We start from the raw sequence: 25,200 nt of genomic DNA on the forward strand, positions 1-25,200 counted from the left end.
GGGCAGGCAAGCGCAGCGCCCGCCTGGCCATGGGCGCCGGCCGCGCTCGGCTTCGACACGGATGGCGCGCTGCTGGTCGGGACGGATCGCGGCGCCCGGCCGGGTGCGCTGCCGGAGGCGCTCTACCGCGTGCCGGTGGAAGGCGCGGGCCGCGGACAGCCCGAGTTCGTGCTCGGCGCCCCGGTGGGCGCGGCGCTGGGTGGCGCGGGAGTGGCGCCGGATGGCACGGTGCTCGCGGCCGTCGCCCATCCCGGCGCGACGCCGGGTGCGCGCTGGGACGCGCCCGCCACGCGCTGGCCGAACATGCGGCCCGAGGAGCCCCCGCGGAGCACGGTGGTGACGCTCACGCGCTGATGCGGGAACGTCATTCATTTCCCCGTTCCTCGGCACGCCCGCGCATGGTCAGACTGCGCGGGCGACGATGACCTGAGGCGGGAGAGAAGAATGCCGGACACACACCAGACGCAGGACGCGAAGATCGACGGGTCCGAGGATGTCGGATCCAATCCCGACCCGCGCCGCCCGATCGGTGAGATCATTGCCGCCCGCTACGGCCGTCGCGCACTGATGGGCGCGGCCGCCGCCGCCGCGACGCTCGCAGCCCTGCCGGAGGATGCCTCGGCCCAGATGGCGGTGCCGCAGGAAGGCGGGCCCTCCACGCTCACCTTCCCCGAGCTGCGCCACCAGATGGCACAGACCGACGCGGTGGCCGAAGGCTACGAGCGCCAACTGGTGATCCGGTGGGGCGACGCCGTCCTGCCCGACGCGCCGGCCTTCGACCCCCGCAACGTGACCGAGGCCGCGCAGGCGAAGCAGTTCGGCTACAATTGCGACTACCTCGACTTCTTCCCGCTGCCCCAGGGCAGCCGCACCGCGGACCACGGGCTGCTCGTGGTCAACCACGAGTACACCAACACCAACCTGATGTTCCCCGGCATGGGATCGGGCCGCGAGGCGCGCACGCGCTCGAGCGGCCCGCAGACGCGGGCGGAGACGATGGCGCACGGCCTCTCGGTCGTGGAGGTGAAGCGCGAGGGCAGCACCTGGTCCTATGTGAAGGGGGGCCGCCATAACCGCCGGATCACCGGCGATACCCCGATGCGCATCGCCGGCCCGGCCGCCGGCGCGGAGCGGATGAAGACCAACGCCGACCCGACCGGCATGCGCGTGCTCGGTACGCTCAACAACTGCGCCGGCGGCAATACGCCCTGGGGCACGGTGCTGACGGGCGAGGAGAACACCAACGGCTATTTCGGCGGCGATCCCGCGAAGACGCCGCATGCCGCGATCATGCGCCGCTACGGCATCTCCGCCGACAGTTGGTACAACTGGTGGCGCCATCAGGACCGCTTCAACGTCGAGAAGGAACCGAACGAATCCTTCCGCTTCGGCTGGGTCGTCGAATTCGATCCCTACGATCCGGAGAGCGTGCCGGTGAAGCGCACAGCCCTCGGGCGCTTCAAGCACGAGGGCGCGACGCATGCGGTCAGCGCCGATGGGCGCGTCGCCTTCTACTCGGGCGACGATGAGCGGTTCGAATACGTCTACAAGTTCGTCACCGCGCGCCCGTGGAACCCGAACGATCGCGCCGCCAACCGGGACCTGCTGGACGAGGGCACGCTCTTCGTCGGCAAGTTCCACGAGGACGGCAAGGTGGAATGGCTGCCGCTCGTCTTCGGCCAGGGGCCGCTGACGGAACAGAACGGCTTCCGCAGCCAGGCCGACGTGCTGATCGAGACGCGTCGCGCGGCCGACCTGCTCGGCGCCACGCCGATGGACCGGCCCGAAGACGTGGAGACCAATCCGGTCAACGGCCGCGTCTACGTCATGCTGACCAACAACACCCGCCGCACCGCCCAGCAGGCGGGCGGCGCCAATCCGCGCGCGCGCAACGTGCATGGCCACATCCTGGAGATCATCCCCCCGGGTGCCGGCACCGGGCGCGTGGACCACGCCGCGACCGAGGCGCGCTGGGGCATCTTCATCGCCGCCGGCAAGCCCGGCGTGGATCCCGGCGCGCAGTACCACCGTGCGACCTCGAACGAGGGCTGGCTTTCCTGCCCCGACAACTGTGCCTTCGACAGCAGGGGGCGAATCTGGATCGCGACCGATGGCTCGCCCGAGAACGCCGGCGTGGCGGATGGGCTCTATGCGGCGGATACGACGGGCTATGGCCGTGCGCTGACGCGCCTCTTCTACCAGGCGCCGACGGGGGCGGAGGTGTGCGGCCCGTGCTTCACGCCGGACAACCGCACGATCTTCCTTGCGATCCAGCACCCCGGCGAGGATCCCGGATCGACATTCGAGCGGCCCTCCACGCGCTGGCCGGACTTCCAGGACGGCGTGCCGCCGCGGCCTTCGGTCATCGCCATCGTGAAGAAGGATGGCGGCGTGATCGGGGACTGATCCCCGTCACCATCGCCGCACAGAAAAAGGGGGGCCGTGAGGCCCCCCTTCGTCGTTCGGCGCTTCAGCCGAACATCACTGCGTTTCGGTCGCCGGCGCAGCGGCCGAGCGAGAGCCGCGGCGGCCCGAAGCCGAGGCGTGCTGCGTGCCGCGACGCTGGCGGGAAGCCGAAGCCTCGCCGCGCGAACGGCGGGTGGAGGAGGCCTCGCCGCGGCTGCGGCGCTGGCGGTTCGCCTCGGCGCGCCGGGTACGGCGGGAAGAACTGGCGGCCGGCGCCTCGGTCGAGGCAGCGGTCGCTTCGGTGCCGGCCGCGCGCGAACGGCTGCGCGCCGCGTCGGCGGGGCTGAGCGTGCCGATGGCCAGGACAAGGCCGGCGGCGAGGAGGAAGGCTCGGAACATGGCTGCGGATACCCTTTCGCCCGATAGGACCAGGAAGCTTCGGTCGGCACGGTCGGGGGGACCCGCTACCTTGAGCGTATTCCTACGCCTCCAGTGCTATCGGAGGATTATCCGATAAATGACTGATATGTCATGTTCGATCACGTACGGAGCGCAAGGCGGGCCAGCCGTACTGCCTTGAGCGCCTTGCCCGGATGCCCCTCGGCCATCTCGCGGGCCGCGGTGCGCAGATGGGCGGCGAGCCATTCGACATGGCGGGGCGGGGCCACGCCGCGCACCGCATCAAGGCTCACCCGCGTCCCGACCAGGCCGAGCGCGGTGCCGGCGGCCGGGTTGCGGCCCTCGCGCAGGTCTGCCTCGACCTCGGCCAGCAGGGTGTCGAGCAGGCCGTGGGCCCCATCGACCGGCTTGGTCAGCGGCGTGGCCGGGTCGGTGAGCGGTGCATCGGCGCCCGGCACCGCATTCCCCGCCGCCGGCAGGCTGATGTGCGAGAGCAGGTCCATCATGGATTTCGAGAGGGGCGTATACGGCATGGTCTGTCCCGCTTTCCGTGGCTGGCGGTGTTGGGCCGGGCGTTCCGGCTCATCTTTTTAGCATCGACTTGCCCGTTAGCGCCTGCCTTGATCCGGAACAAGCCGCCCGCGGCAAAGCCACGCGGCGCTTCGCGGTCAACCTCCGCGGCGCCGACCGCGGAGGCCGTCGGCCACCAGGGTGCAGCCGGCGACCGTCACCATGATGGCGAGTCCCGGCCAGACCGCCGCCCAGGGCGCGCTGAACACCAGTTCCTGCGCGTTGGCGAGCATGTTCCCCCAGGAGGGCGCCGGCGGGCTGATGCCCAGGCCGAGGAAGGACAGCGTCGATTCGGCGAGGATCGCCCCCGCCACCGCGAGCGCTGTGGCCACCGCAACGGGCGGCAGCAGCGCCGGCAGCACGTGGCGGCAGAGGACGCGCGCCTCGGTCGCGCCCAGCGCCCGTGCGGCGCGGACATGGTCGCGCGACAGGGTGGTGAGCGCCGCCGCCCGCGCCAGCCGCGCCACCCCAATCCAGCCGAAGAGCGCGAGGATGACGACGATGCGCAGCACGTCGCCCGTGGCTTCCCCGCGCGCCGGCAGGCCGATGCGGGAAGGGTCGGCGGCGGCGAGCAGCACCAGCAGCGGCAGCGCCGGCAGCGCGAGCATGAAGTCGGCGAGCCGCATCACCAGCGCATCCGCCGCGCCGCCGCGCCAGGCGGCGAAGACCCCGGCAGCGGTGCCGATCACCGTCGCCGCCAGTGCGGCGGCCAGCCCGACCGCGAGCGAGACCCGCGCGCCGTAGAGCAACCGCGTCAGGATGTCCCGCCCGAGATCGTCCGTGCCGAGCGGATGCGCGGCGGAAGGCGGCTCGAAGCGTACCAGCAGGTCGGGCGCGAAGGGGTCGTGCCCCAGCGCGCCGGCGACGAAGGGCGCCGCCGCCGCGGCAAGCGCGAGCAGCAGCAGGATCGCGAGGCCGAGGCGAAGCCGCGTCATCGCTCGCGCAGCCTGGGGTCGAGGGCGCGCTGCGCCAGGTCGGCGGCGAGCGTCGCGAGCATCGTCACCAGCGCGACCAGCAGCAGCGCGACCAGCGCGAGGTTGGTGTCGTTGCCCATCACCGCGTCGTAGAGCAGCTTGCCCATGCCCGGCCGCGCGAAGACGGTTTCCGTCACGAGCGCGCCACCGGCGAGCGCGCCGGCATCCAGCGCCGCGATCTGCAGCACCGGCAGGGCCGCGTTCGGGAAGGCGTGGCGCCACAGCACGATGCGCTCCGGCGCGCCGCGCGCGCGGGCGGTGCGTATCCAGGGTTCGGTCAGCGTGGCTTCGAGGCTCGCGGCGGAATGGCGCGCGTAGGCGGCGAGATGGGCGATCGCGAGCGTCGCCACGGGCAGCACGAGGTAGTGTAGGCCCGCGCCTGCTTCTGCGACGCCGCCCGCCGGCAGCCAACCGAGCGTCACGGCGAAGGCGATGATGAGAAGAATGCCGAGCCAGAAGGTCGGCATGGCCTGGCCCATGACGGCGATCGCATCCACTGCCGGCGCCGTGCGCGGCCGCGACGCGGAGAGCGCGCCGAGTGCGATGCCGAGGGCCAGCGCGATCGTCAGTGCGCTGCCGGCAAGTGCGACGGTGGAGAGCAGCGCCGGACCGAGCAATGCCGCGACAGGCTGGGCGAAGAGCCGCGAATAGCCGAACTCGCCCTGCAGCAGGCCCGTGGCCCAGGCGAGGTAGCGTTCGGGGAAGGGACGATCGAGGCCGTGCAGGGCGCGTAGGCGCGCGGCGTCCTCGGCGGTTAGACGTGGGTCGCCGGCGATGGCGACCTCGATCGGGTCGCCGGGCATGAGCGCGATCAGGGCGAAGGCGCAGAAGGAGAGGATCGCGAGCGTCAGCGCGATCTGCAGCACGCGGGTGAGCAGCATCCGCCTCATGAAGCGCGATCACGGGAGTGGCCTTGCCCCTCCCGGATCCTCCCCATCAAAAGCCAAAAGGCCTTTGGGAACCAGAACTCGGGGACATCGTCTCGAGGTTTCATGAACCGAGCAGGCCCGACACGACGATGGCCGTGGCCAAGCTGAGGTGTAGCGCAAAGAACGCCGTCAGGTGGCGAAAGGCGTGAGCCGCTTTCGCCCGCCAGTATCGAGCGATCTGCGGGTCAAGCGTGCCGGGCCACATGAAGGCATCGTCGCCCCAAAGGTGTGAGAGCGGTCGGTTCGCGACCTCCCAGAAGGAGAGAAATGGGACTGTTCTGTCGGTGCGCCGCCAGGAGCGATGCGCGATGACGAAATTTCCGGCGACCTGCAAAGTAAGGTTCGCGACCGCGAATGCGACGAAGGACGTCATCGCGCAACATTGGCGACAGCGCGGTGGCAGACCGCTTCCACGCGATTGCCATCCGGGTCCAACAGGAAGGCAGCGTAGTAATGCGCGTGGTAGTGAGGGCGGAGGCCGGGCGCACCGTCATCCGCGCCGCCATGCGCCAACCCGGCCGCATGGAACGCATCCACCGCCGCACGATTCGGCGCGCGGAAACACCAGTGGCGGCGATCCGCGTGGACGGGCCCATCCGCCGCACGGATGCTGATGTAGGTGTGGCCGTCGTCATCGGCGCGGTTGCGGATGCCGTAGCCGATCGCTTCCGCCGACCGGTTCACGCAAGGCACGCGCAGCGCCGCCATCACCGCGTCGTAGAAGCGTGCCGCGCGCGGCAGGTCGCTCACGGTGATGGAAACATGGTCCAGCATCAGCGCGCCCGCCATTCCTCCGCCCAGAGGGTCGATGCGTTGAGATGCCCCGTCGGCCGCACGCCCTCCAGCCATTGCGGCCAGACATGCGCGTCGGCGCGGAACCACAGCGGGATGGCCGGAAGATCCTCGGCATAGATCGCCTGCAGGCGGCGCCACATCTCGCGGCGCCTCGCGGGGTCGAGTTCCTCGGGGATGGCGTGGGTCAGCACGTCCATCTCAGGGTTGCGGTAGCCGCCGTAATTCTGGCCGGACCAGTTGCGGTCCTCGCGCGGGATCTCGTCCGAATGCAGCGCCGACCGCGGCACGCTCTCCGGCGCGCTGATCCAGGCGAACAGCGCGAGGCCCTGGAAGCGGCGGCGCGACAGTGTCTCGGCGAAGAGCACGCGCGGCGGCTCGTTCCTGATGCGCGCCTCGATCCCCGCCTGCCGCCACATGCCTTGCAGCACCTGCTGCACGGCTTCGCGACCACGGTTGCCGGCGGTGGTCATGAATTCCAGCGACAGGCGTTCGCCCGCAGCGTTGCGGCGGACGCCGTCGGGGCCCGGCGTCCAGCCGGCCTCGTCCAGCAGCGCGCGGGCGCGCACGAGGTCGAAGGGCCAGCGCCGCACATCCGCATCATGCATCGGGTCGAGCGGATTGACGCTGGTATCCGCGATCGGCTGCCGGCCGGCGAAAAGGCGTTCGGTGATCTGCGCGCGGTCGGTCGCGAGCAGCAGCGCCTGCCGCACGCGTCGATCCGACAGCGCCGGATGGTCGTGGCGGACGTCGAGGTGCTCGTAGATCAGCCCCGGCCGGTAGGTGATACGGAAGCGCGTGCCGGTGCGGCGTTCCAGCGCGATGGCCTGTTCCAGCGGCAGGCCGAGTTCCCCCGCGATCATGTCCACCTGGCCCGCGAGCAGCTGTGCTTCCAGCGCCGGCGTGTTCTCGACCGTGCGGATGGTGATGCGGCGGAATTGCGGGGCAGCGCCCGACCACGACGCGTTGCGCTCCAGCGTCACCGAGGCGCCCGGCTGCACCGCGGCAATGCGATACGGCCCGTTCCACAGTGCCGGATTCGTCGTCTCGGTGTCGTAGGCGGTGCGGGTGCGGTAGGCGCGTGGGTCGGCCCGCCAGCGGGCGCGCTCGACATGCGCGGGCAGGGGCTGGAAATCGCCGGCCGAGGCGTATTCGAAGGTCACGCGATCGAAGCGGATGGTGACCGTGCGCGGGTCCTCGACGATCAGTTCATAGGCGCTGCGGTAGTATTCGGCGGGGCCGAAGCCGGTCGCCGCCTCGCGCCCCGCTTCCCAGGCGAAGCGCAGGTCCTCCGCGGAAACGGGCGTGCCGTCGCCCCAGCGCAGCCCTTCGCGCAGACGGTAGGTGACGCGGATGCCGGGCTTGCCCTCGGGCGTCGTCTCCCGCACCGCGCCGCCGTTCTCGAGGCTCGGCAGGGTTTCGCAGGACAGGCAGGCAAGGCGCCAGTCGGCGCCATAGGCGGTGAGCGGACGGCGCGCGAAGCCCAGCACGTAGGACTTCGCGGCCATGTTCTCGATATTGGGGTGGAAGGTCGAAGGATACTGCGTGATGCCGATGGTGAGCGTGTCGCGCGGCTGCGCGGCGGCGGGCGCCGCCAGCGCCAGGAACAGCGCGGCGGCGCGCAGCATCATTCGACGGCGTCCTTCGGCTTCGCCTCCTCCGCGCTGCCGATGCCGCCATGCGCCTTGGACCAGCTCACCGGATCCTCCAGGAACTTCCGCACTTCCTTGAGCGCCGCCTCGCTGAAATACGGCCGCTCGCGGCAGACCTCGAGCACGTCCCACCAGGTGCAGAGGTGGTGCAGGTTCAGCCCCATGTCCTTCAGTTTCTCGAAGGAGCCCGGGAAGACGCCGTAGTAGAACACCACGAAGGTGTGGTCGCAGATCGCCCCTGCCTCGCGCAGCGCATTGGCGAAGCGGATCTTGGACCCGCCATCGGTCGTCAGGTCCTCGACCAGCAGGGTGCGCTGGCCGATCGGGACCTCGCCCTCGATCAGGGCATTGCGGCCGAATCCCTTCGGCTTCTTCCGGACGTACGCCATGGGCGCCATCATCCGGTCGGCGATCCAGGCGCCGAAGGGGATGCCGGCGGTCTCGCCGCCCACCACGATGTCGATCGATTCGTAGCCGACGTGCCGGCCGATCTTCTCGACCCCCAGTTCCATGATGCGGTTGCGCGCGCGGGGGAAGGAGATGATCTTGCGGCAATCGATGTAGACGGGGCTCTTCCAGCCGCTCGTGAAGGTGTAGGGCTCCTCGGGGCGGAAGTTGACGGCCTTGATCTCGAGCAGGATGCGCGCGGTGGTCAGGGCGGCGTCGCGGTCCCAGTCGGAGGCGTGCAGCGCGGTCATGTCGGTTCGTCCTGGTGGTGGTCCCGTTCCCCCCTCTGGTAGTCGGCGGAAGGGGCGGCGTCCATGACGGAGGCGGCCGCCGGCCGCATCTGGGTGCTGGCCGACCCCCGGGCGGGGACCGCCGCGCAGGCGCTGGGCATCGCCGAGCGTCTGGGCCGGCCCTTCCGGATCGTTCCCCTGGAATGGGGGCCGATGGCCAGGCTGCCCCTGCGCTGGGCCACCCTGGCCGGGCTGACCCAGTCCGCCAGGCGGGAATTCGCCGAACCCTGGCCCGACATCGCCATCTCCGCCGGGCGCCGCAGCGCTTCGGTGGCCCTCTGGCTGGCGCGGCGCGGGGTCCGCACCGTCCATTGCATGCGCCCGCGCTTCGGGCAGGACCGCTTCGGCCTGCTGGTCGTGGGGCGCCACGATTCGCCGCCCGAGGCCCCCAACATCCTGCCCATTCTGGGCGCCGCCCATCGCATGTCGCCCGCGCGGCTCGCCGCGGCGCGGGAGGAATGGGGCATGTTCGGCGCATTCCCCGGCCCGCGGGTCGCGCTGCTCCTCGGCGGCCCGCCCCGTGCGCAGGGTATGGCCCCCGAGACCGCCGCCTCCATCGCCCGCCATGTGGCGGGCTTTGCCGGCAGCGTGCTCGCCACCGGCTCCCGCCGCACGGGCCGGCCGGCGGAATCGGCGGTGGCCGAGGCGCTCGCCCCACTGCCGCATCACCTGCACCGATGGGTCGAGGGCGGCCGCAATCCCTACGCCGGCATGCTCGCCTGGGCGGATGCGGTGGTGGTCACGGGCGATTCCGTCTCCATGATCTCCGAGGCGCTGGCGACCCGCGCGCCGGTCTTCATCGCCGACCCCGGCGGCCTCGGCGAACGCCACCACCGCCTGCACGAGAGCATCTACGCCGCCCGCCAGGCCCGCCCGCTCGACGACGCGCCGACGCCCTTCGCCCGCGAACCGCTCGACGAGACCGGCCGCGTCGCCTTCGAGGTGGCCGAACGGATGCTCGCGGGCTGAGGACGAAGTACCGGGCTGGCACGGCGGCGCCCCTCGGCCGAAGATGCTGCAGGCCCGGCCGTGGCGGGACGCCAACCGCACGGGGCGGGCACCGGAGGATCCGACGCCATGCGCCTTGCCCTCGCTATCGCCCTGCTCGGCGTGTCCGCTGCCGGCGCTGCCGCCCAGGAGCCGCAGCGCCGCCCTGCACGTCCCGCCCCGCCAGCCGCCGTCCCGCTCATCGCCTGCCCGCCCTCCATCGAGGTGGAATCCGGCGACCGCATCCGCGTCCCCATGGGCTGGGAAGTGCGCCCGGAACGCCAGCGCCACTGGCTGCGGGGCGCGGACCTCTTCGAGGGCGACCCCGCCGACCGCGTGCAACTCCGGCCCGACGCAGACCCGCGCACCAGGCGGGAATGGTGGGACCTCGGCGGCAACCAGCAGCCGTATCGCCTGGTCTGCCGATATGAAGGGCTGGAATCCGGAATCATGGCTGCGGTGCCGCCGGCCGCGAAGCAATGCGAGGTGACGTCCTTCCGCGAGAACAGCCGCGGCATGCGGCACGGGCGCTTCGTCAGCGGCCCGGAACAGGTGCGGGTGGTCTGCAGGTGACGGCACGGTCCGGGAAGGGCGCCGCCCTCCCCGGACCGCGCCCGCCAAAGGGCCTTTGGGAACCGCTGCTCAGGCGGGGCCGGGGTCCGGCAGCAGCGCATCCGGGATGTCCTGCTCCGAGGCGGCGAGCGGATCGCGCGGCAGCACGCGGTGCGCCAGCACCATCGCGGCGAGGTGGCGCCGCTCCGGCTGCCCCGCGATCGCCGCTTCCCACGCCATCGCGGTCGCGGACGCGACGTTGTAGAGCGCCGTCCCCGCCTGCCGCGCGAGAACCGGCCCGCCTTCGCCGCCCGCATGGCGCGCGAGGGCGAAGGCGCGCGCGCTGGCGTCTTCGAGATGCGGCAGCGGATCCGGCGTCGCGGCGCGCAACTCGGCGAGATGCGCTTCCAGCGCCTCGAGCGAGCCCTCGCGCTGGGCGGCGCGCAGCACGTCGAGCGCGACGATGTTGCTCGTGCCTTCCCAGATCGAGCCGAGATGCGCGTCCCGCACCAGCCGGGCATCCGGGAAGTCCTCGATGTAGCCGCAGCCGCCGCGCACTTCCATTGCATCGCCGGTTACGACGCGCGCATCGCGGCAGGCGCGGAACTTCAGCAGCGGCGTCAGGATGCGCAGCAGGGCATAGGCGCCGGGCTCGCCGGCATCGGAACGGCGCAGCGCCTCGGCGGTCTGGAACACCATGCTGCGCGCCTGCTCGGCTCGCACCAGCATCTTCGCGAGTTGCCGCCGCATCAGCGGCAGGGCCACGATCGGCGTGCCGAAGGCGATGCGGCGATGGGCGATGTAGAGCGCCTCGGTCACCGCCTTCCGCATCATCCCGGCCGCGCGCACGCCGTTCGACAGGCGGGAATTGTTCACCATGTCGGCCATCTGCCGCATGCCCGCGCCGGGCTCGCCGATCATCCAGGCGGTGGCGCCTTCCAGCCTGATTTCGCCCGAGGCCATCGACCGCGTGCCGAGCTTTTCCTTCAGCCGCACGATGCGGTAGCGGTTGGCCGTGCCGTCCGGCAGCGTGCGCGGCAGCAGGAAGAGCGAGACGCCCTTGATCCCCGCCGGCGCTCCTTCCGGCCGCGCCAGCACCATCGCGAGTTCGGCATCGGCGTTGGAGCAGAACCACTTGTCGCCGGTCAGCGCCCAGGAGCCGTCCGCGTTCGGCGCGGCCGTGACGGCGGTGTTGGAGATGTCCGAGCCCGCGCCCTGTTCGGTCATGAACATCGCGCCCTGGTACAGGTCGTCGAGGTCCTGCGAAGTCAGCGCGGGAAGATAGCGGTCGATGAGGTCCGGCGCGCCGAACTTGCGCAGCGTGCGCGTCAGGCTGTCGGTCATCGAGACCGGGCAGCACAGGCCGAATTCCGCCTGCACGAAAAGATAGGTGATGGCGTATTTCGCCGCCGCCGGCATGGGCTTCGGCCAGTCCAGCACGCCGCCGCGGTGCGACAGGGCCGCAAGGCCGTACTCGCCGAAGGCGACGCGCTCCATCTCCCGGTAGGCGGGGTGGTAGTCGATGGACTGGCTGTCCTCCCCGCGTCGCGTGCGCATCTGCAACACGGGCGGGTTCACGTCCGCGGTCGTGGCGAGGTCCGCCAGCCGGCCGCCCGCGAGGCCCCCCAGCCGGTCGAGATGCGGCGCCAGGTGATCCAGCAGGTCGCGTGGCAGGTAGAGCGGCAGCAGCGCCGCGAGCGCCGGGTCCGCGCGGTACAGGTTCAGCCCGTGGCTGTCGGGGACGGCCTCGGCACCCACGGGGGCGGGGCGGTTGGGGCGGATGATGGTCATCGGCGTCTCCTGTTTGGGGCAGGATACGCCCGGCGCCACGGTCTTGGGGAGGGCTCTGCCCTCCCTACACCCCACCCGCCAAAGGCCGAAAGGCCTTTGGAAACCACGGGTTCAAAGGGCCTTTCGGTCCTTTGCGGGGTGAGGTGCGGAGAGGGGCGGCGCCCCTCTCCGCGGCACGTCACACGACGCGGAAGTTCGCGAACTGCCACGGGCAGGAGGTATCGATCTCCTCCGGGAACAGCGCCCCGCGGTCCTGCAACGGGGTCCAGTCGGAATAGACCCCCGCCATCTCGCCCAGGTAGGGGAAGCAGATCTCGAGCGCCCGCGCGTGGTCGAGTTCGTCGGATTCCGTCACGCCGGCATCCGGGTTCTCGATGGCATGGACCATGCCGGCGAGCACGGCGACGCAGACCTGCAGCGAGGTCGCATTGTTGTGCGGCGCCAGCGCGCGCGCCTGCTCGATCGTCAAGCGGGAGCCGTACCAGTAGGCGCCCTTCGCATGCCCCATCAGCAGCACGCCGAGTTCGTCCGTGCCGGAGGTGATCTCCTCCATCATCAGGCGCTTCTCGGACTGCAGTTCCCAGTTCTTCCCGGCGAACTCGTGCATCGACAGCACGGCGTCGTCGCAGGGGTGGTAGGCGTAGTGCGCGGTCGGGCGATAGACCACGTGGCCCTTCGCGTCGCGCAGCGTGAAGTAGTCGGCGAGCGAGATGCTCTCGTTGTGCGTGATCAGGAAGGAATGCATCGGCCCTTCCAGCGGCGTCCAGGACCGCACGAGCGTCGAGGCGCCCGGCCGCATCAGGTAGATCCCGGCGTCGCAGCCGAAATCGTGGCGCTTGCCGTCGGCCGGCATCGTCTTCTCATGCGTGCCCCAGCCGAGTTCGGCGGGCTGGCAGCCTTCCCCGGTGAAGCCGTCGATCGACCAGGTGTTGACGAACTCACCACGCTTCTTGGGACGGCCGGTGGCGACCTGCGTGTCGCGCTCGGCGATGTGGATGACCTTCACGCCGAGGTCGTGCGCGAGCGCAGCCCAGCCTTCCCGCGTCGTGGGTACGGCGACGGCATGGCCGGTGTCGCGCGCGACATCGAGCATCGCCTGCTTCACGAAATGGGAGACCAGGCCCGGATTCGCGCCATGCGTCGTCACCGCGGTCGGGCCAGGCCGGTTCTTGAGCGCGACCATGCTCTCGCGCAGCGCGTAGTTGGTCCGCTGGGAGGGCGTCAGCGACGGGTCGGTGTAGCCGCCTGCCCAGGGCTCGACGCAGGTGTCGAGGTAGAGCGCCCCGATCTCGCGGCACAGGTTGATGAGCGCGACGGAAGACACGTCCACCGACAGGTTCAGCAGGAAGTCGCCCTTCGACAGCCGGCCGCGCAGGACGGTCTCGTAGTTCTCCCGCGTCAGCGGCAGGATGGTGTGCGGGATGCCGTACTCGGCCGCGATCGCCACGCCGCGGTCATCGGCGGTGACGATCTCGATCCGGTCCTTCGGCATGTCGATGTGGCGCAGGACCAGGGGCAGGACGCCCTGGCCGATCGAGCCGAAGCCGAGCATCACCAAGCGGCCGTCGAAGGCGGCGTGCTTCATCGTGGTCGTGTCCTTGCAGGTCAGGCGGCGCGGGCGGCAGCGCCCGCGCCATATCCCGAAGTGGTCATCATGGGCGCATCGGAAACTTCCGTGACATGCGCCCGGTCGAAGCCGTTGAAGGCGGTACGCAACGCCGTGCCGTAGGCGCCGAGCTGGCCGATCTCGATCCAGTCGCCTTCCCGCACATCGGCGGGCAGGGTCCAGGGGCCGCGCATCACGTCGGCGGAATCGCAGGTCGGGCCGAACAGGACGAAGTCCCGCGTCACCGTCGCCGCGGCTTCGCCGCCTTCGCGGATCAGGCGGTGCGGGAAGCGGAAGCCCGGCGCCCCGGCGTCCGACAGCGCGCCATAGACGCCGTCATTCACGTAGAGCGCATCGCCCCGCCGCTGCTGCACCTGCACCACCACGGAAGCACCGCCCGCCACCAGCGCGCGGCCGGGCTCCGCCCAGAGGCGCACGCCTGGCGGCAGCAGCGCGGCGCCCTCGCGGATCGCCTCCATGAAGGCGGCCAGCGCCGGCGGCTCGCTGCCCGGATAGGCGACCGGGAAGCCGCCGCCGACATCGACGACCTCGATCGCCACGCCTGCTGCGGCGATCACCTCCGCCGCCAGCGCGAGCGCGCGCGTCCAGGCCGCGGGATCGAGGCACTGCGAGCCGACATGGAAGGACAGGCCGAGCCGCGCCGCGTGCGGCCGCGCGGCGCACAGCAGCGCGGCGGCTTCCGCGGGCGCGGCGCCGAACTTGCCGGACAGGTCGTAGGCCGCCGAACCCTTCGGCAGCGCCAGCCGCACCACCAGGCCGAGATCGCCCGCGCCGCCGCCCGTCTCCTCGAGGATCTTGGTGAGTTCCCCATCCGTATCGAGCACGAAGTCGCGCACCCCGTGCTGCGTCCAGGCGGCACGGATGGCGCCGCGGGACTTCACCGGATGCATGAAATGGATCGCCGCATCGGGGAAAAGGCTGCGCGCCAGCCGCACCTCGGCCTCCGAGGCGCAGTCGAAATGCGTCACGCCGCCGGCGGCGATCGCGCGCAGCATGGTCGGCTCGGCGTTGCACTTCACCGCGTAGAGGACATCACCCGGGAAGGCGGCCACGAAGGCGCGCGCGGCGGCGGTGACGGCGGCCGGGCGCAGGCAGTGCACCGGCTCCTCCGGGCGCAGCGCGGCGACCACCGCATCCACGTTGGGGCGGCGGAAGGAAGCAGCGGGGCGGCGAAGCGGCGCGACGGCGCCGCGGGGACGGATCTGGTTCATCGCATCGGGCTTTCGGGGCAAGGACGGACGCCCGCCGCCGCGCCTCGGGCCAGACTGGCCCGGCGCGGCGGCGGGGAATGAGGGAGCCTGCCGGCGGTCCGCCACGGACGACGGCCCGCAACCCCCGGGGCGCACGAGGCGCTTAGGGACGGGACGGCGGCGCGGCGCTGCGGATCAGGCGCGGCGTCTGATGCGATGAGGTTCCATCGCAAGGCGGCGGACAGGCGACACAGGCGGCTCCCTCGAACCTTCCGGCCCACGCTCATGGCCGGATCGAACAAAGGACGCGTCCCGTCGTTGCTTGTGGCCCGGTAAGGCGGGCCTCGCGGCACGTGCGATGGCGTCAGCGCCCCGTGTTGGGCGCAGGCCGGAAAATATGCAGTCCATTCCCCGAGTTCAAGGGGAATCGCGCGGGGGCGCCATGATGCGCGCGCATATCAGTCGGAAGGCCGCCGGGGGCTGCCGGAAAGTCTCCGGCGCGAAGGCGGCGCCACCCCCGGCGAAAGGATCCGCGGGTCCAGGGGACCGTCGTCCCCTGGTGGGGGGGGCGAGGGGGCAAAGCCCGCTCGGTCAGCGGCTTCCGGCGTGCAGGCAGAGATACTCCCAGGCGAGCGTCGCCGCCGCGAGTGCCGTGACCTCGGCCACGTCGTAGGCCGGCGCCACCTCCACCACGTCCGCCCCGCGGAAATCGATCCCGCCCAGCCGCCGGATGATCCCCTGTGCCTGCCAGGAGGCGAGGCCGCCGATCTCCGGTGTCCCGGTGCCCGGTGCGAAGGCCGGGTCGAGGCAGTCGATGTCGAAGGAGAAGTAGGCCGGCCCGCTGCCCACCGCTTCCCGCACGCGCGCGGCGATGGCGGCGGGGGTGCTCTCGTGCACGTCCTGGGCCGGGAGGATCGTCACGCCCTGGCCGCGCGTCCATTCGAACATCTCGGGCCAGGCGGGGGCACGGATGCCGACCTGGATCATCCGGCGCGGCTCGACCAGCCCTTCCGTGATGGCGTGCCAGAACACCGATCCATGGGCGAAGCGCTGGCCGAAATTATCCTCGGACGTATCGAGATGCGCGTCGAAATGCACCAGTCCGACCGGGCCGCCGATCCGCTTGGTCAGCGCGCGCAGCAGCGGCAATGTCACCCCATGCTCGCCGCCGAAGGCGAGGAGGTGGTTCAGCCCGGCCGCCTGCTCCTCGATCCGCGCCAGGCTCCCCGGGATGTCGCCGAGGGCGATCTCGAACTCCCCGAGGTCGGAGAGGTCGAGCGCCGTCGGGTCGGCGCCCGTCACGGGGTGGCGGCCGTCGGTGAGCATGCGGGCGGCGGCGCGGATGGCGCGCGGCCCGTCCCGCGCGCCGGCGCGGTTCGTCGTGCCGATGTCGAGCGGCAGGCCGGCGACGCAGAAGGCCGCGGAGCGGTCGTCCGGGCGGGCGCCGAGGAAGGCATTCGGGGCGGCGAAGGTGACGGGCGTGGCCATGGCGGCAGGTTAAGCCCGCCCCACGCGGCCCTGTCCAGGCGTGCCGCGCTTCGCTAGGACGCGCCCCATGACGACCTTCCCGCCCGGCCCGCGCGCCGCCCTCGACGACATCCCCGGCTCCCTGATCCGGGAGGTCGCAGAGGCCGGGCGCGGCATTCCCGGCCTGATCCGCCTGTTCTTCGGCGAGCCCGACACGGTGACGCCCGGCTTCATCCGGGACGCGGCGAAGGCCGCGCTCGATGCCGGCGAGACCTTCTACGCCCCCAACCCGGGCATCGCCCCGCTGCGGGAGGCGATCGCGCGCTACCTCGGCCGCAACGGCCGGCCGGTCGGGCCGGAGCGGGTCTCGGTCACGGCCTCGGGCGTCAACGCGCTGATGCTGGTGGCCCAGGCGCTGCTCGATCCGGGCGACCAGGTGGTCATCCCGATGCCGGCCTGGCCGAACATGGACGGCATCGCGCGCGTGATGGGCGCCGAGGTGACGCCGCTGCCGATCCGCATCGCCAATGGCGTCTGGCGGGTGGACATGGACGAGTTGCTCGCGGTGGTGACGCCGCGGACGCGGCTGCTGTTCCTCAACAGCCCCGGCAATCCGACCGGCTGGACGCTGACGGCGGAGGAGCAGCGGATCATCCTCGACCACTGCCGGAAGACGGGCACCTGGATCCTGGCCGACGACGTCTATGAACGGCTCTATTTCGCCGGGAACGCGGCGCCGTCCTTCCTCTCGATCGCGACGGCGGAGGACCGCGTCGTCTCGGTGAACTCCTTCAGCAAATCGTGGTCGATGACGGGCTGGCGGCTCGGCTGGATCGCAGCACCACCGGCGCTGATGGACAGCATCGCCAAGCTCAACGAGTTCAACATGTCCTCCGCACCCACCTTCGTGCAGCATGCGGGGGTGGTGGCGCTGGACCAGGGCGATGCCTTCATCGCCGAGACCCAGGCGCGCTACCGGGCTTGCAGGGACCTCGCATTGGACATCCTGGGCGCGGTGCCGGGCGTGACGGCGCCGCGGCCGGAGGGGGCGATGTACCTCTTCCTGCGCGTCGAGGGTTGCGACGACAGCCTGGCCCTGGCGAAGTCGCTGCTCGCCTCGGCCGGTGTCGGCCTGGCGCCGGGCGCGGCCTTCGGCGCGGGCGGGGAAGGGCATCTGCGCCTCTGCTTCGCGCAGAGCGAGGACCGGCTGCGCATCGCCTGCACCCGCCTGGCGGAGGTGCTGTCGGCGCGCTGAGACGTCCGCGCGGCGCTGCCGGACAATCCCCGATCGTAACTTTTTCGTGACACTGGGATCCACGGCGTGAATCCTTGGACGCACCGCCCAGGAACCGGGCGGCTCCGAGTCAGGAGGGACGGCGCCCATGACGGTCTTCACCTTCAGCACGCTCGCCAACAACCAGCACTTGGCCTTCAGCCTGGGCAGCGACGTACTGAATGTCGACCTTCCAACCGCGACGGCGGGGACGGTGCGCCTCCTGCGTTCCGGGGCCAACCTGGCCTTCACCTTCGGGGGCAAGACGGTCTTCCTCGACGGCGTGGCGCTGAACCAGCTCGATGCCGACAATCTCGCCTTCGCCGGCGGCGGCGCGCTGCTGGTGGGGGACGGCAGCAGCGACCCCTTCGCCGATTACTACGGCGCCGACTACAGCGGGCTGGCGGGCGCGGTGAGCGGGGACCTCCAGGTCTGGGGGCTTGGGGGCGCGGATCTGATTGCCACCGGCGCCGGGAACGATGTGCTCGTCGGCAATGAGGCGCTGACGGTGCTGACCCATGTTTCGCGTGTCGGCCCGACCGGCTCGCCCACCGGCAGCAGCGGCGCGACCGTGTCCGCCGATGGTCGCTACGTCGCCTTCGAGGGCGGTTGGACCGGCTTCGGCAGTTCGAGCAACAGCGCGACCGACGTGCTGGTGAAGGACATGGTGACGGGCGCGGTCTCCGACGAGCATCGCTCCACGACCGGCGCGCTGGGCCTTTCGGGCTCCGGCGACGCGGTGATTTCGGCGGACGGGCGCTCGCTCGCCTTCGTCAGCTCCTCGCAGCTGCTCTCGCCCACCACCACGCCGAGCAACACCGTCTTTGTCGCCAGCACGAATTCCGCGGCGATCGAGGCGGTCTCGCGCACCGCGGGCGGGGTGTTCGGGAATGAGGGTGGCGCCAATCCCGACCTCTCGGCCGATGGCCGCTACGTCGTCTTCGAGAGCCGGTCGAGCAACCTCGCCTCCGGCGGCAACGTGACCTTCGAGGACATCTACCTCAAGGACCGCATCACCGGCGCGCTGGCGCGCATCTCCACCAGCCTGACCGGCGGCGACGGCGATGGAGAGAGCCGCTACGCGAAGATCTCCGCCGATGGCCGCTACGTCGTCTTCCAGAGCGCGGCGAGCAACCTGACGAGTGGGGACGGCAACGGCCGGATCGACATCTTCGTCTGGGACCGCACGACCGGCGGGCTGGCCAACATCACCCTCGGCACGCCCGGCGACTTCGACAGCCTTCGGCCCGACGTCGCCTTCGACAACGGCTATGGCGGCGTGGTGGTGTTCGACACCAACAAGGCGCTGGTGGCCGCCGACACGAACAACGCCATCGACGTCTATGCCTACGACATCGCCGCCGGCACCTTCAGCCTCGTCTCCGCCACCGCGAACGGCACGGTTTCGGCGATCGGGGCGCAGGAAGGCTCGGTTTCCGGCGACGGGCGCTTCGTCGCGTTCCGCTCCTTCTCGCCCAACCTCGTGACCGGCGACACCAATGGCTACGCCGACATCTTCGTGAAGGACCTCTTCACGGGCGCAATCGCCCTCGTCTCCCGCCTGCCGGGCGCGGAGGGCAACCAGCAGGCCGATGCGGCACCGCAGATCTCGCTCGGCGGCGACTGGATCGTCTTCTCGTCCAGCGCGAGCAACCTCGCCACCACCGACGGCAATGGCGGGCTGCCGGACGTGTTCCGGGTCTCCAACCCGCTGCTGCTCGACACGCTGCAGGGCGGCACCGGCAACGACACCTACGTCGTCGCGCGCAACGATGTCATCATCGAACAGCCGGGCGCCGGCATCGACCTGGTGCAGAGCTCGATCGCCTATGCGCTCGGCGCCAACCTCGAGAACCTGCAGCTGACCGGCGCGGCGAACCTCAACGGCTGGGGCAATGTGCTGAACAACGCCATCACCGGCAATGCCGGCGCCAATAGGCTGTATGGGCTCCTCGGCAACGACGTGCTCGATGGCGGGCTCGGCAATGACACGCTCGACGGCGGTGCGGGCAACGACACGCTGAAGGGCGGCGACGGCGTGGACAGCCTGAACGGCGGAGACGGCAACGATTCGCTGCTGGGTGGCGCGGGGGACGATGTGCTGAACGGCGGTCTCGGCAACGACACGATCGATGCCGGCGCGAATGGCGGCTTCCTCGACATGGCGGCCGGCGGGGCGGGCAATGACACCTACATCATCGGCACCGGCTATGCGGTCGAGATCTTCGAGACGGGCCTCGTCACCAACGGCATCGATGTCGTCCGCAGCTCGGTCACACACGCCCTGGCGGCCAGCGTGGAGAACCTGGTTCTGACCGGCACGGCGAACGTGAACGGCACGGGCAATACCCAGGCCAACCTGATCACGGGCAATGCCGGGGCCAACCTGCTCATCGGCGGGGGCGGCAATGACACGCTGAACGGTGGCGCCGGCGCCGACACGCTGAATGGCGGCGCCGGCAATGACCGGCTGGTCGGCGGCCTCGGCCCCGACACCATCCTGCTCAACAGCAAGATCGGCAGCGACATCGTCACCGATTTCGTCTCGGGCACCGACAAGGTCCTGGTCAGCAAGGCCGCGCTTCCCATCGGCGATGGCGACCTGCTGATCGAGGGCGCGGTGGTGCGCGCCGCGCCGGGCGGCTTCGGCACGGGCGCCGAGCTCGTGGTGTTCACCGCCGATGCGGCCGGGCTGGACGCGGCATCGGCAGCGGCGCAGATCGGCGCGGCGAGCGCAGCCTATGCGGTCGGGGCGACGCGGCTCTTCGCCATCGACAATGGCGTCTCGAGCGCGCTCTACCTGTTCACGGCGGCGGATGCGAACGCGACCGTGTCGGCCGCCGAGCTGACGATGCTGCTGACGATGCAGGGCACGGCGGCGACGGCGCTCGCGGATTACGCCTTCGGCACCTGAGCGGAGCGGGCACGGGCTTCCCCAAAGCGCACGGGCGTCCATACTGGCCGCCTGCCGCGAGGAGATCACGCCATGCCCGACCCGATGGACAAGCCCCAGTTCGACGCACTGATGGCGCGCCACGGCCTGCCGCTGACCGAAGCCGAGAAGGAAGGCATCCGCGCCGTCTCCGGCCACATCCTCGGCTTCGCCGAGCGCGTCCGCACCCCGCGCGAGGTCGGCGCCGAGATGGCCGTGACCTTCGCGCCGAAGGGGGTGGCCCGATGATCCCGACCATCGCCGAGGCCGCGAAGCTGATCGCGGACAAGAAGCTCTCTCCGGTCGAACTCACGAAGGACCGCCTCGCCAGGGCCGAGGCGCTGAACCCCGAGATCCACGCCTTCATCCGCTTCACCCCGGAGATCGCGCTGAAGCAGGCGCAGGCGGCCGAGGCGCGCCAGATGGCCGGCACGCTGAAGGGGCCGCTCGACGGCATCCCGATCGCGCACAAGGACATCTACGAGACCGCCGGCGTGACGACGACCGGCCATTCCCGCGTGCTGGAGAACCATGTGCCGAAGGCGGATTCCGCCGCGGTGGGCGCCTGGGCCGAGGCCGGCGCGGTGATGCTCGGCAAGCTCGCCACGCACGAATTCGCCTGGGGCGGGCCGTCCTTCGACCTGCCCTGGCCGCCGGCCCGCAACCCCTGGAACACGGCGCATTTCACCGGCGGGTCGTCCTCCGGCACGGGCGCTGCCGTGGCGGCGGGCGTGATCCTGGGCGGGACAGGCTCGGACACCGGGGGGTCGATCCGCGGGCCGGCCTCGCTCTGCGGCACGGCTGGGATCAAGCCGACCTATGGGCTGTGCTCGCGCGTCGGCGTGCTGCCGCTCTCGCACAGCCTGGACACGGTCGGGCCGCTCGCCTGGACGGTCGAGGACTGCGCGCTGCTGCTCGATGCGCTGACGGGGCATGACCCGGCAGACCCGTCTTCCGCGAACCGGCCGAAGCCGGACCTGCTCTCGGGGCTGAACGGCGGCGTGCGGGGGCTGCGCATCGGCGTGGTCCGCCACTTCCACGAGAAGGACTGCCCGGTCAGTCCCGGCATGACGGCCGGCATCACGCATGTGGCGGAGACGCTGGAAGGCCTGGGCGCCACGGTGGCGGAGGTGACGCTGCCGCCGCTGGCGGATTTCAACGCGGCGGGCTGGCTCATCCTCGCCGCCGATGCCTTCGCGGTGCACGAGCCCTGGCTGCGCACGAAGTACCGCGCCTATGGCGAGATCCTGCGCGAGCGCCTGGCGCTGGCCGGCATCATCTCCGCCGCCGACTACCTGCAGGCGCAGCGGCGGCGGCGGGAACTCTGCGACGCCGTGGCGAAGGCCATGCAGGATTGCGACCTGCTGCTGACGGCGGCGCAGCCCGGCGAGGCGCGGCGCATCGAGGAGATGGGCAAGTGGTCCTCCTTCGAGGTGCCCAACTTCACCATCCCCTTCAACCTGACCGGCCAGCCGGCGCTGACCGTCTGCGCCGGCTTCGGGGCGAACAGCCTGCCGGTCGGCGCGCAACTGATCGGCCGGCCCTTCGAGGACGCCACCGTGCTCCGCGCCGGCCATGCCTATGAGAAGGCGACCACCTGGCGGACGCGCCGGCCCGCCATGGCGGCGTAGGGCGCGGCGCGATGCGCGCCATGGTCCTGGACGCGGCATCGCGCTCCGTGCGGCTGGAATGCCGCGCGGAACCGCTGCCGGGCCCGGGCCAGGTGCTGATCCGCGTCGCCGCCTGCGCCGTCTGCCGCACGGACCTGCATGTGGTGGACGGCGACTTGCCATCGCCCAAGCCGGGCGTCATCCCAGGGCACGAGATCATCGGCCGCGTCGCGGCGCGCGGCGCCGGCGCGGGGCGCTTCGCCATCGGCGCGCGGGTCGGCGTGCCGTGGCTCGGCTTCGCCTGCGGGCAGTGCCGCTACTGCGTGCGGGGGCAGGAGAACCTTTGCGACGCCGCGCGCTACACCGGCTACCAGATCGACGGCGGCTACGCCGAGTTCACCGTCGCGGACGAACGCTTCTGCTTCGCCATCCCCGACGCCTATCCGGACGTCGAGGCCGCGCCGCTGCTCTGCGCCGGCCTGATCGGCCACCGTGCCCTGCGCATGGCGGGGGATGCGAAGCGGCTCGGGCTCTACGGCTTCGGTGCGGCCGCGCACATCGTCGCGCAGGTCGCGGCCTGGGAGGGGCGGGAGGTCTTCGCCTTCACCCGGCGCGACGATGCGGCCGCGCAGCACTTCGCGCGCTCGCTCGGCTGCGCCTGGGCCGGGCCGTCGGATGCGCCCGCGCCGGAACCGTTGGATGCCGCGATCATCTTCGCCCCGGTGGGGGCGCTGGTGCCGGCCGCGCTGCGCGCGGTGGACAAGGGCGGCACCGTGGTCTGCGCCGGCATCCACATGAGCGACATCCCCTCCTTCCCCTACGCGATCCTGTGGGAGGAGCGGGTGCTGCGCTCCGTCGCCAACCTGACGCGACGGGACGGCGAGGAATTCCTCGCGCTCGCTCCGCGCATCCCGGTGCGCACGGCGGCGGAGGCATTGCCGCTGGAGGAAGCGCCGGCCGCGCTCGCGCGGCTGCGGGCGGGCAGGGTGGAGGGCGCGCTGGTGCTGGTGCCCTGACGGTCAGCGCATCAGCATCGGCTTCACTAGGTAGTCCCAGAAGGTGAAGACCACCTCGATGCCGACCAGGGCGACGATCGCGATCTCCAGCCCCATCGAGCGGCGCGACTGGATCAGGGAGAGCAGCGTCTCCGTCATGTCGCCGATCAGCGACAGCTTGCGGTCGAGCGCGGCGCTGCGCTCCTTCAACTCGTACTCGTCGGCGAGGCGCGCATAGAGCCGTTCGAGCTGCGGGTTGTCCCACAGCACCTCGGGCTTGTCCTCGGCCTCGACGCGCGCCGCGGTGCGGCTGCGGGCGTGCAGCGCGGCGCCGATCTGCCGGTGCAGCGCGCGCGCGCCGAAGACCAGCCGGCCTTCATGGCGCAGCGCGGCGACGGAAGGCTCCATGCGGTCCATCGCCTGGGTCAGCGTCGCCTCCTGCTGCGCCAGCGCCGCGCTCTTGGCCAATGCGTCGGCCACCACGGCGAGCCGCGAAGGGTCCATGTCGCGCAGTCGGATGACGGATTGCGCGTCGATGCCGTCCTGCTCGGCGCCGGTCTCGATCTGGGCGACCTCCTCCACCGGTACCGGCAGCGGGTTGGTCACCCGCGGCTTCAGCATGGCGAGGATCGCCGCCTCCTGCTCCGTGCTGGCGCCGATGAAGACCACCGCGCCCCAGCGGAAGGCGAAGGCCGCGAAGTCGTCCGGCGTGGCGAGCGGCACGGGGTCCGCCGCCGGCACGCCTTCGCGCGCCAGGCCGCGATGCTCCAGGCGCTCGCCCAGCAGCACCGCGCGCGCGGAAAGGCGCGGCGCATTCGGCATGGTCAGGCGATCTCCCCTTCCGCGCGCAGGTCGCGCAAGGCCGCACGGAAGGCGGTGATGGTCGCATCCACCTCGGCCGGCCCGTGCACGGCGGAAACCGGCCCGCCCGGCCAGGGCGAGAAATCGACGCCATGGGTTCGCATGGCCAGCAGCAGGCGCGTCACCGTCTGCAGCCCGCGCGGCACCTTGAGGTCGGCATAGCCCATCGCCAGGGGGTCGAAGCTGGCCGGCGTGATCGGCAGACGCTTCCAGTTGGTGAAGATGTGCACGCCGGTGTGGCTGCCATAGACGGCCCAGGGCACCGACATCTCGTCCAGCACCGCGTTCATCGCGCCGCGCAGCGTGGCGGCGGTCGCGTGGGCGCGGGCGATGGCGTCGGTGTCGCGCAGGATCTCGAGCGTCGCGATGCCGGCCGCGGCCGACAGCGGATTGGCGTTGTAGGTGCCCTGGTGCGGGATCTTCTCCACGCCGCGCGCCGCGGCGCGTTCCAGGTCCAGCAATTCCAGCAGGTCCCGCCGCCCGACCACCGCGCCGCCCGGCAGGCCGCCAGCGAGGATCTTCGCGAGCGTCGTCAGGTCCGGCCTGATGCCGAGCACTTCCTGCGCGCCGCCCTTCGAGACGCGGAAGCCCGTCACGACCTCGTCGAACACCAGCACGGCGCCGTGCTTCGCCGTCTCGGCCCGCAGGAGGTGGACGAAGGATTCCCGCAGCGGCACTTGGCCGTAGGTGGAGCCGGTGGGCTCAAGGATCGCGGCGGCGATTTCGCTGCCATGCGCGGCCATCAGCGCGGAGAGGCCGGCCTCGTCGTTCGGGTCCGCCAGCAGCACGTTGTCCGAAAGACCTTCGAGGATGCCCGGCGTCGGCGTGCCGTCGAAGTGGTTGGTCACGCCGAAGGCCACATGGTCGTGCCAGCCGTGGAAGTGGCCGCGCAGGCGCAGCAGCTTCTTCCGCCCCGTCGCGGCGCGCGCCACGCGCAGCGCCATCAGCGTCGCCTCGGTGCCGGAATTGGTGAAGCGGATCATCTCCGCGCTCGGCACCATGGACTTGATGAGCGCGGCCCAGCGGTTCTCCAGCGCGTGGTTGGCGCCGTAATGCGTGCCCTTGGCGAGCTGCTCCGCCACCGCCGCCGTCACCGCCGGATGGGCGTGGCCGAGGATCAACGCCCCGTGGCCGCCCGCGTAGTCCACGTACTCGTTGCCGTCCACGTCCCACTTCCGCGGCCCCGCGGCGCGCGCGATGGCGAGCGGATGCGGGCGGACGTAGCGCGTGTCGTGGGTGACGCCGCCGGGGAAGTGCTCGCATGCCTCGGCATAGGCGGCCGCGCTGCCCGGCGTATGGGCGATGAAGGCGGCGACGATGGGGGAATTGGTCGGCGGGATGCTGTCCATGGCGGCCTCCGTGCGGGTGTGGCCACTAGCCTGCGCGGCCGGGCGCGGCCTGTCCATGGGATCGGAGTGGCGAGATGTGGTGTGAATCCCCACCCAACGACGCTATA

General features: G+C 71.4%; 22 protein-coding genes and 1 pseudogene. 9 read left to right on the top strand and 14 right to left on the bottom strand.

The features are described 5' to 3' along the window. Both GXW76_RS06755 and GXW76_RS06760 read left to right on the top strand, forming a co-directional pair. Positions 1 to 354, top strand: a pseudogene (locus GXW76_RS06755) (PhoX family protein); the annotation flags it as partial. A gap of 90 nt (positions 355 to 444) precedes the next feature. Continuing rightward, positions 445 to 2,406, top strand: a complete 1,962-nt coding sequence (locus GXW76_RS06760) for a PhoX family protein (protein WP_211861238.1) — start codon at positions 445 to 447, stop codon at positions 2,404 to 2,406. A 75-nt stretch (positions 2,407 to 2,481) separates the two neighbouring features. Here the strand turns inward: GXW76_RS06760 and GXW76_RS06765 are convergent, their stop codons facing one another. From GXW76_RS06765 to GXW76_RS06800, 8 genes are all read right to left on the bottom strand, one after another. Beyond that, positions 2,482 to 2,805, bottom strand: a complete 324-nt coding sequence (locus GXW76_RS06765) for a hypothetical protein (protein ID WP_211861239.1) — start codon at positions 2,803 to 2,805, stop codon at positions 2,482 to 2,484. A 140-nt stretch (positions 2,806 to 2,945) separates the two neighbouring features. Continuing rightward, on the bottom strand, positions 2,946 to 3,338 hold the full coding sequence (locus GXW76_RS06770; protein WP_211861240.1) for a hypothetical protein: 393 nt from the start codon (positions 3,336 to 3,338) through the stop codon (positions 2,946 to 2,948). Positions 3,339 to 3,473: 135 nt separating this feature from the next. Then, on the bottom strand, positions 3,474 to 4,310 hold the full coding sequence (locus tag GXW76_RS06775) for an ABC transporter permease (RefSeq protein ID WP_211861241.1): 837 nt from the start codon (positions 4,308 to 4,310) through the stop codon (positions 3,474 to 3,476). Continuing rightward, positions 4,307 to 5,230, bottom strand: a complete 924-nt coding sequence (locus tag GXW76_RS06780) for an ABC transporter permease (protein WP_338150903.1) — start codon at positions 5,228 to 5,230, stop codon at positions 4,307 to 4,309. The genes GXW76_RS06775 and GXW76_RS06780 overlap by 4 nt, the downstream gene beginning before the upstream one ends. 109 nt (positions 5,231 to 5,339) lie before the next feature. Continuing rightward, positions 5,340 to 5,651, bottom strand: a complete 312-nt coding sequence (locus tag GXW76_RS06785; protein WP_211861243.1) for a hypothetical protein — start codon at positions 5,649 to 5,651, stop codon at positions 5,340 to 5,342. Next, positions 5,648 to 6,052, bottom strand: coding sequence for a VOC family protein (locus GXW76_RS06790; protein WP_211861244.1), 405 nt, complete (start codon positions 6,050 to 6,052; stop codon positions 5,648 to 5,650). The genes GXW76_RS06785 and GXW76_RS06790 overlap by 4 nt, the downstream gene beginning before the upstream one ends. Then, on the bottom strand, positions 6,052 to 7,701 hold the full coding sequence (locus GXW76_RS06795) for a peptide ABC transporter substrate-binding protein (RefSeq protein WP_211861245.1): 1,650 nt from the start codon (positions 7,699 to 7,701) through the stop codon (positions 6,052 to 6,054). The genes GXW76_RS06790 and GXW76_RS06795 overlap by 1 nt, the downstream gene beginning before the upstream one ends. Further along, positions 7,698 to 8,420 (bottom strand): orotate phosphoribosyltransferase, encoded by a 723-nt coding sequence (locus tag GXW76_RS06800; protein WP_211861246.1) that lies wholly within the window; start codon positions 8,418 to 8,420, stop codon positions 7,698 to 7,700. The genes GXW76_RS06795 and GXW76_RS06800 overlap by 4 nt, the downstream gene beginning before the upstream one ends. Positions 8,421 to 8,483: 63 nt before the next feature. On the opposite strand from GXW76_RS06800, the gene GXW76_RS06805 reads away from it, so the two are divergent. Together GXW76_RS06805 and GXW76_RS06810 are read left to right on the top strand one after the other, a co-directional pair. Then, a complete protein-coding gene (locus tag GXW76_RS06805; protein ID WP_211861247.1) occupies positions 8,484 to 9,428 on the top strand; it encodes a mitochondrial fission ELM1 family protein in 945 nt (314 codons plus the stop codon). A 108-nt stretch (positions 9,429 to 9,536) separates the two neighbouring features. Further along, positions 9,537 to 10,019, top strand: coding sequence for an STY0301 family protein (locus GXW76_RS06810; RefSeq protein ID WP_211861248.1), 483 nt, complete (start codon positions 9,537 to 9,539; stop codon positions 10,017 to 10,019). Positions 10,020 to 10,088: 69 nt separating this feature from the next. On the opposite strand, the gene GXW76_RS06815 is transcribed toward GXW76_RS06810, so the two are convergent. The 4 genes from GXW76_RS06815 to speB form a co-directional block, all read right to left on the bottom strand. Next, positions 10,089 to 11,789, bottom strand: a complete 1,701-nt coding sequence (locus GXW76_RS06815; protein WP_211861249.1) for an acyl-CoA dehydrogenase family protein — start codon at positions 11,787 to 11,789, stop codon at positions 10,089 to 10,091. 178 nt (positions 11,790 to 11,967) lie between these two features. After that, entirely contained in the window at positions 11,968 to 13,374 is a 1,407-nt protein-coding gene (locus GXW76_RS06820; protein WP_211861250.1) for a homospermidine synthase, read from the bottom strand. 20 nt (positions 13,375 to 13,394) lie between these two features. Next, complete coding sequence (locus GXW76_RS06825; protein WP_211861251.1) at positions 13,395 to 14,627, bottom strand: type III PLP-dependent enzyme domain-containing protein; 1,233 nt, start codon at positions 14,625 to 14,627, stop codon at positions 13,395 to 13,397. Positions 14,628 to 15,197: 570 nt separating this feature from the next. Then, a complete protein-coding gene (speB, locus tag GXW76_RS06830; protein WP_211861252.1) occupies positions 15,198 to 16,094 on the bottom strand; it encodes an agmatinase in 897 nt (298 codons plus the stop codon). 67 nt (positions 16,095 to 16,161) lie between these two features. On the opposite strand from speB, the gene GXW76_RS06835 reads away from it, so the two are divergent. The 5 genes from GXW76_RS06835 (at position 16,162) to GXW76_RS06855 (ending at position 22,904) form a co-directional block, all read left to right on the top strand. Next, positions 16,162 to 17,328 carry a pyridoxal phosphate-dependent aminotransferase gene (locus GXW76_RS06835; RefSeq protein ID WP_211861253.1) on the top strand — a complete coding sequence of 389 codons (1,167 nt, stop codon included), beginning with the start codon at positions 16,162 to 16,164 and terminating at the stop codon, positions 17,326 to 17,328. Between the two features lie 127 nt (positions 17,329 to 17,455). After that, a complete protein-coding gene (locus tag GXW76_RS25965; protein WP_211861254.1) occupies positions 17,456 to 20,260 on the top strand; it encodes a hypothetical protein in 2,805 nt (934 codons plus the stop codon). 72 nt (positions 20,261 to 20,332) lie between these two features. Further along, positions 20,333 to 20,527: a hypothetical protein gene (locus GXW76_RS06845; RefSeq protein ID WP_211861255.1), complete on the top strand. Its 195-nt coding sequence runs from the start codon at positions 20,333 to 20,335 to the stop codon at positions 20,525 to 20,527. After that, positions 20,524 to 21,909 carry an amidase gene (locus GXW76_RS06850; RefSeq protein WP_211861256.1) on the top strand — a complete coding sequence of 462 codons (1,386 nt, stop codon included), beginning with the start codon at positions 20,524 to 20,526 and terminating at the stop codon, positions 21,907 to 21,909. Before GXW76_RS06845 ends, GXW76_RS06850 begins: the two co-directional genes overlap by 4 nt. Positions 21,910 to 21,920: 11 nt before the next feature. After that, positions 21,921 to 22,904 carry a zinc-dependent alcohol dehydrogenase family protein gene (locus GXW76_RS06855; RefSeq protein WP_211861257.1) on the top strand — a complete coding sequence of 328 codons (984 nt, stop codon included), beginning with the start codon at positions 21,921 to 21,923 and terminating at the stop codon, positions 22,902 to 22,904. A gap of 3 nt (positions 22,905 to 22,907) precedes the next feature. On the opposite strand, the gene GXW76_RS06860 is transcribed toward GXW76_RS06855, so the two are convergent. Together GXW76_RS06860 and GXW76_RS06865 are read right to left on the bottom strand one after the other, a co-directional pair. Next, the gene (locus tag GXW76_RS06860) at positions 22,908 to 23,705 is read right to left on the bottom strand and encodes an RMD1 family protein (protein WP_211861258.1); all 798 of its coding nucleotides are present in this window, start codon (positions 23,703 to 23,705) and stop codon (positions 22,908 to 22,910) included. A 2-nt stretch (positions 23,706 to 23,707) separates the two neighbouring features. Continuing rightward, entirely contained in the window at positions 23,708 to 25,093 is a 1,386-nt protein-coding gene (locus GXW76_RS06865; RefSeq protein ID WP_211861259.1) for an aspartate aminotransferase family protein, read from the bottom strand. Between the last annotated feature and the right edge of the window lie 107 nt (positions 25,094 to 25,200).

This window comes from Neoroseomonas soli, assembly GCF_018129065.1.
In the GTDB taxonomy this organism is placed as follows: domain Bacteria; phylum Pseudomonadota; class Alphaproteobacteria; order Acetobacterales; family Acetobacteraceae; genus Neoroseomonas; species Neoroseomonas soli.

Bases quoted from the DNA above. Each gene is read 5' to 3' on its own strand.
- GXW76_RS06820 (WP_211861250.1), bottom strand. From the start codon at position 13,374: ATGAAGCACGCCGCCTTCGACGGCCGCTTGGTGATGCTCGGCTTCGGC.
- GXW76_RS06765 (WP_211861239.1), bottom strand. From the start codon at position 2,805: ATGTTCCGAGCCTTCCTCCTCGCCGCCGGCCTTGTCCTGGCCATCGGC.
- GXW76_RS06810 (WP_211861248.1), top strand. From the start codon at position 9,537: ATGCGCCTTGCCCTCGCTATCGCCCTGCTCGGCGTGTCCGCTGCCGGC.
- GXW76_RS06770 (WP_211861240.1), bottom strand. From the start codon at position 3,338: ATGCCGTATACGCCCCTCTCGAAATCCATGATGGACCTGCTCTCGCAC.
- GXW76_RS06780 (WP_338150903.1), bottom strand. From the start codon at position 5,230: ATGCTGCTCACCCGCGTGCTGCAGATCGCGCTGACGCTCGCGATCCTC.
- GXW76_RS06855 (WP_211861257.1), top strand. From the start codon at position 21,921: ATGCGCGCCATGGTCCTGGACGCGGCATCGCGCTCCGTGCGGCTGGAA.
- GXW76_RS06775 (WP_211861241.1), bottom strand. From the start codon at position 4,310: ATGACGCGGCTTCGCCTCGGCCTCGCGATCCTGCTGCTGCTCGCGCTT.
- GXW76_RS06815 (WP_211861249.1), bottom strand. From the start codon at position 11,789: ATGACCATCATCCGCCCCAACCGCCCCGCCCCCGTGGGTGCCGAGGCC.
- GXW76_RS06845 (WP_211861255.1), top strand. From the start codon at position 20,333: ATGCCCGACCCGATGGACAAGCCCCAGTTCGACGCACTGATGGCGCGC.
- GXW76_RS06805 (WP_211861247.1), top strand. From the start codon at position 8,484: ATGACGGAGGCGGCCGCCGGCCGCATCTGGGTGCTGGCCGACCCCCGG.
- GXW76_RS06790 (WP_211861244.1), bottom strand. From the start codon at position 6,052: ATGCTGGACCATGTTTCCATCACCGTGAGCGACCTGCCGCGCGCGGCA.
- GXW76_RS06795 (WP_211861245.1), bottom strand. From the start codon at position 7,701: ATGATGCTGCGCGCCGCCGCGCTGTTCCTGGCGCTGGCGGCGCCCGCC.
- GXW76_RS06835 (WP_211861253.1), top strand. From the start codon at position 16,162: ATGACGACCTTCCCGCCCGGCCCGCGCGCCGCCCTCGACGACATCCCC.
- GXW76_RS06785 (WP_211861243.1), bottom strand. From the start codon at position 5,651: ATGACGTCCTTCGTCGCATTCGCGGTCGCGAACCTTACTTTGCAGGTC.
- GXW76_RS06825 (WP_211861251.1), bottom strand. From the start codon at position 14,627: ATGAACCAGATCCGTCCCCGCGGCGCCGTCGCGCCGCTTCGCCGCCCC.
- speB (WP_211861252.1), bottom strand. From the start codon at position 16,094: ATGGCCACGCCCGTCACCTTCGCCGCCCCGAATGCCTTCCTCGGCGCC.
- GXW76_RS06850 (WP_211861256.1), top strand. From the start codon at position 20,524: ATGATCCCGACCATCGCCGAGGCCGCGAAGCTGATCGCGGACAAGAAG.
- GXW76_RS06865 (WP_211861259.1), bottom strand. From the start codon at position 25,093: ATGGACAGCATCCCGCCGACCAATTCCCCCATCGTCGCCGCCTTCATC.
- GXW76_RS06800 (WP_211861246.1), bottom strand. From the start codon at position 8,420: ATGACCGCGCTGCACGCCTCCGACTGGGACCGCGACGCCGCCCTGACC.
- GXW76_RS25965 (WP_211861254.1), top strand. From the start codon at position 17,456: ATGACGGTCTTCACCTTCAGCACGCTCGCCAACAACCAGCACTTGGCC.
- GXW76_RS06760 (WP_211861238.1), top strand. From the start codon at position 445: ATGCCGGACACACACCAGACGCAGGACGCGAAGATCGACGGGTCCGAG.
- GXW76_RS06860 (WP_211861258.1), bottom strand. From the start codon at position 23,705: ATGCCGAATGCGCCGCGCCTTTCCGCGCGCGCGGTGCTGCTGGGCGAG.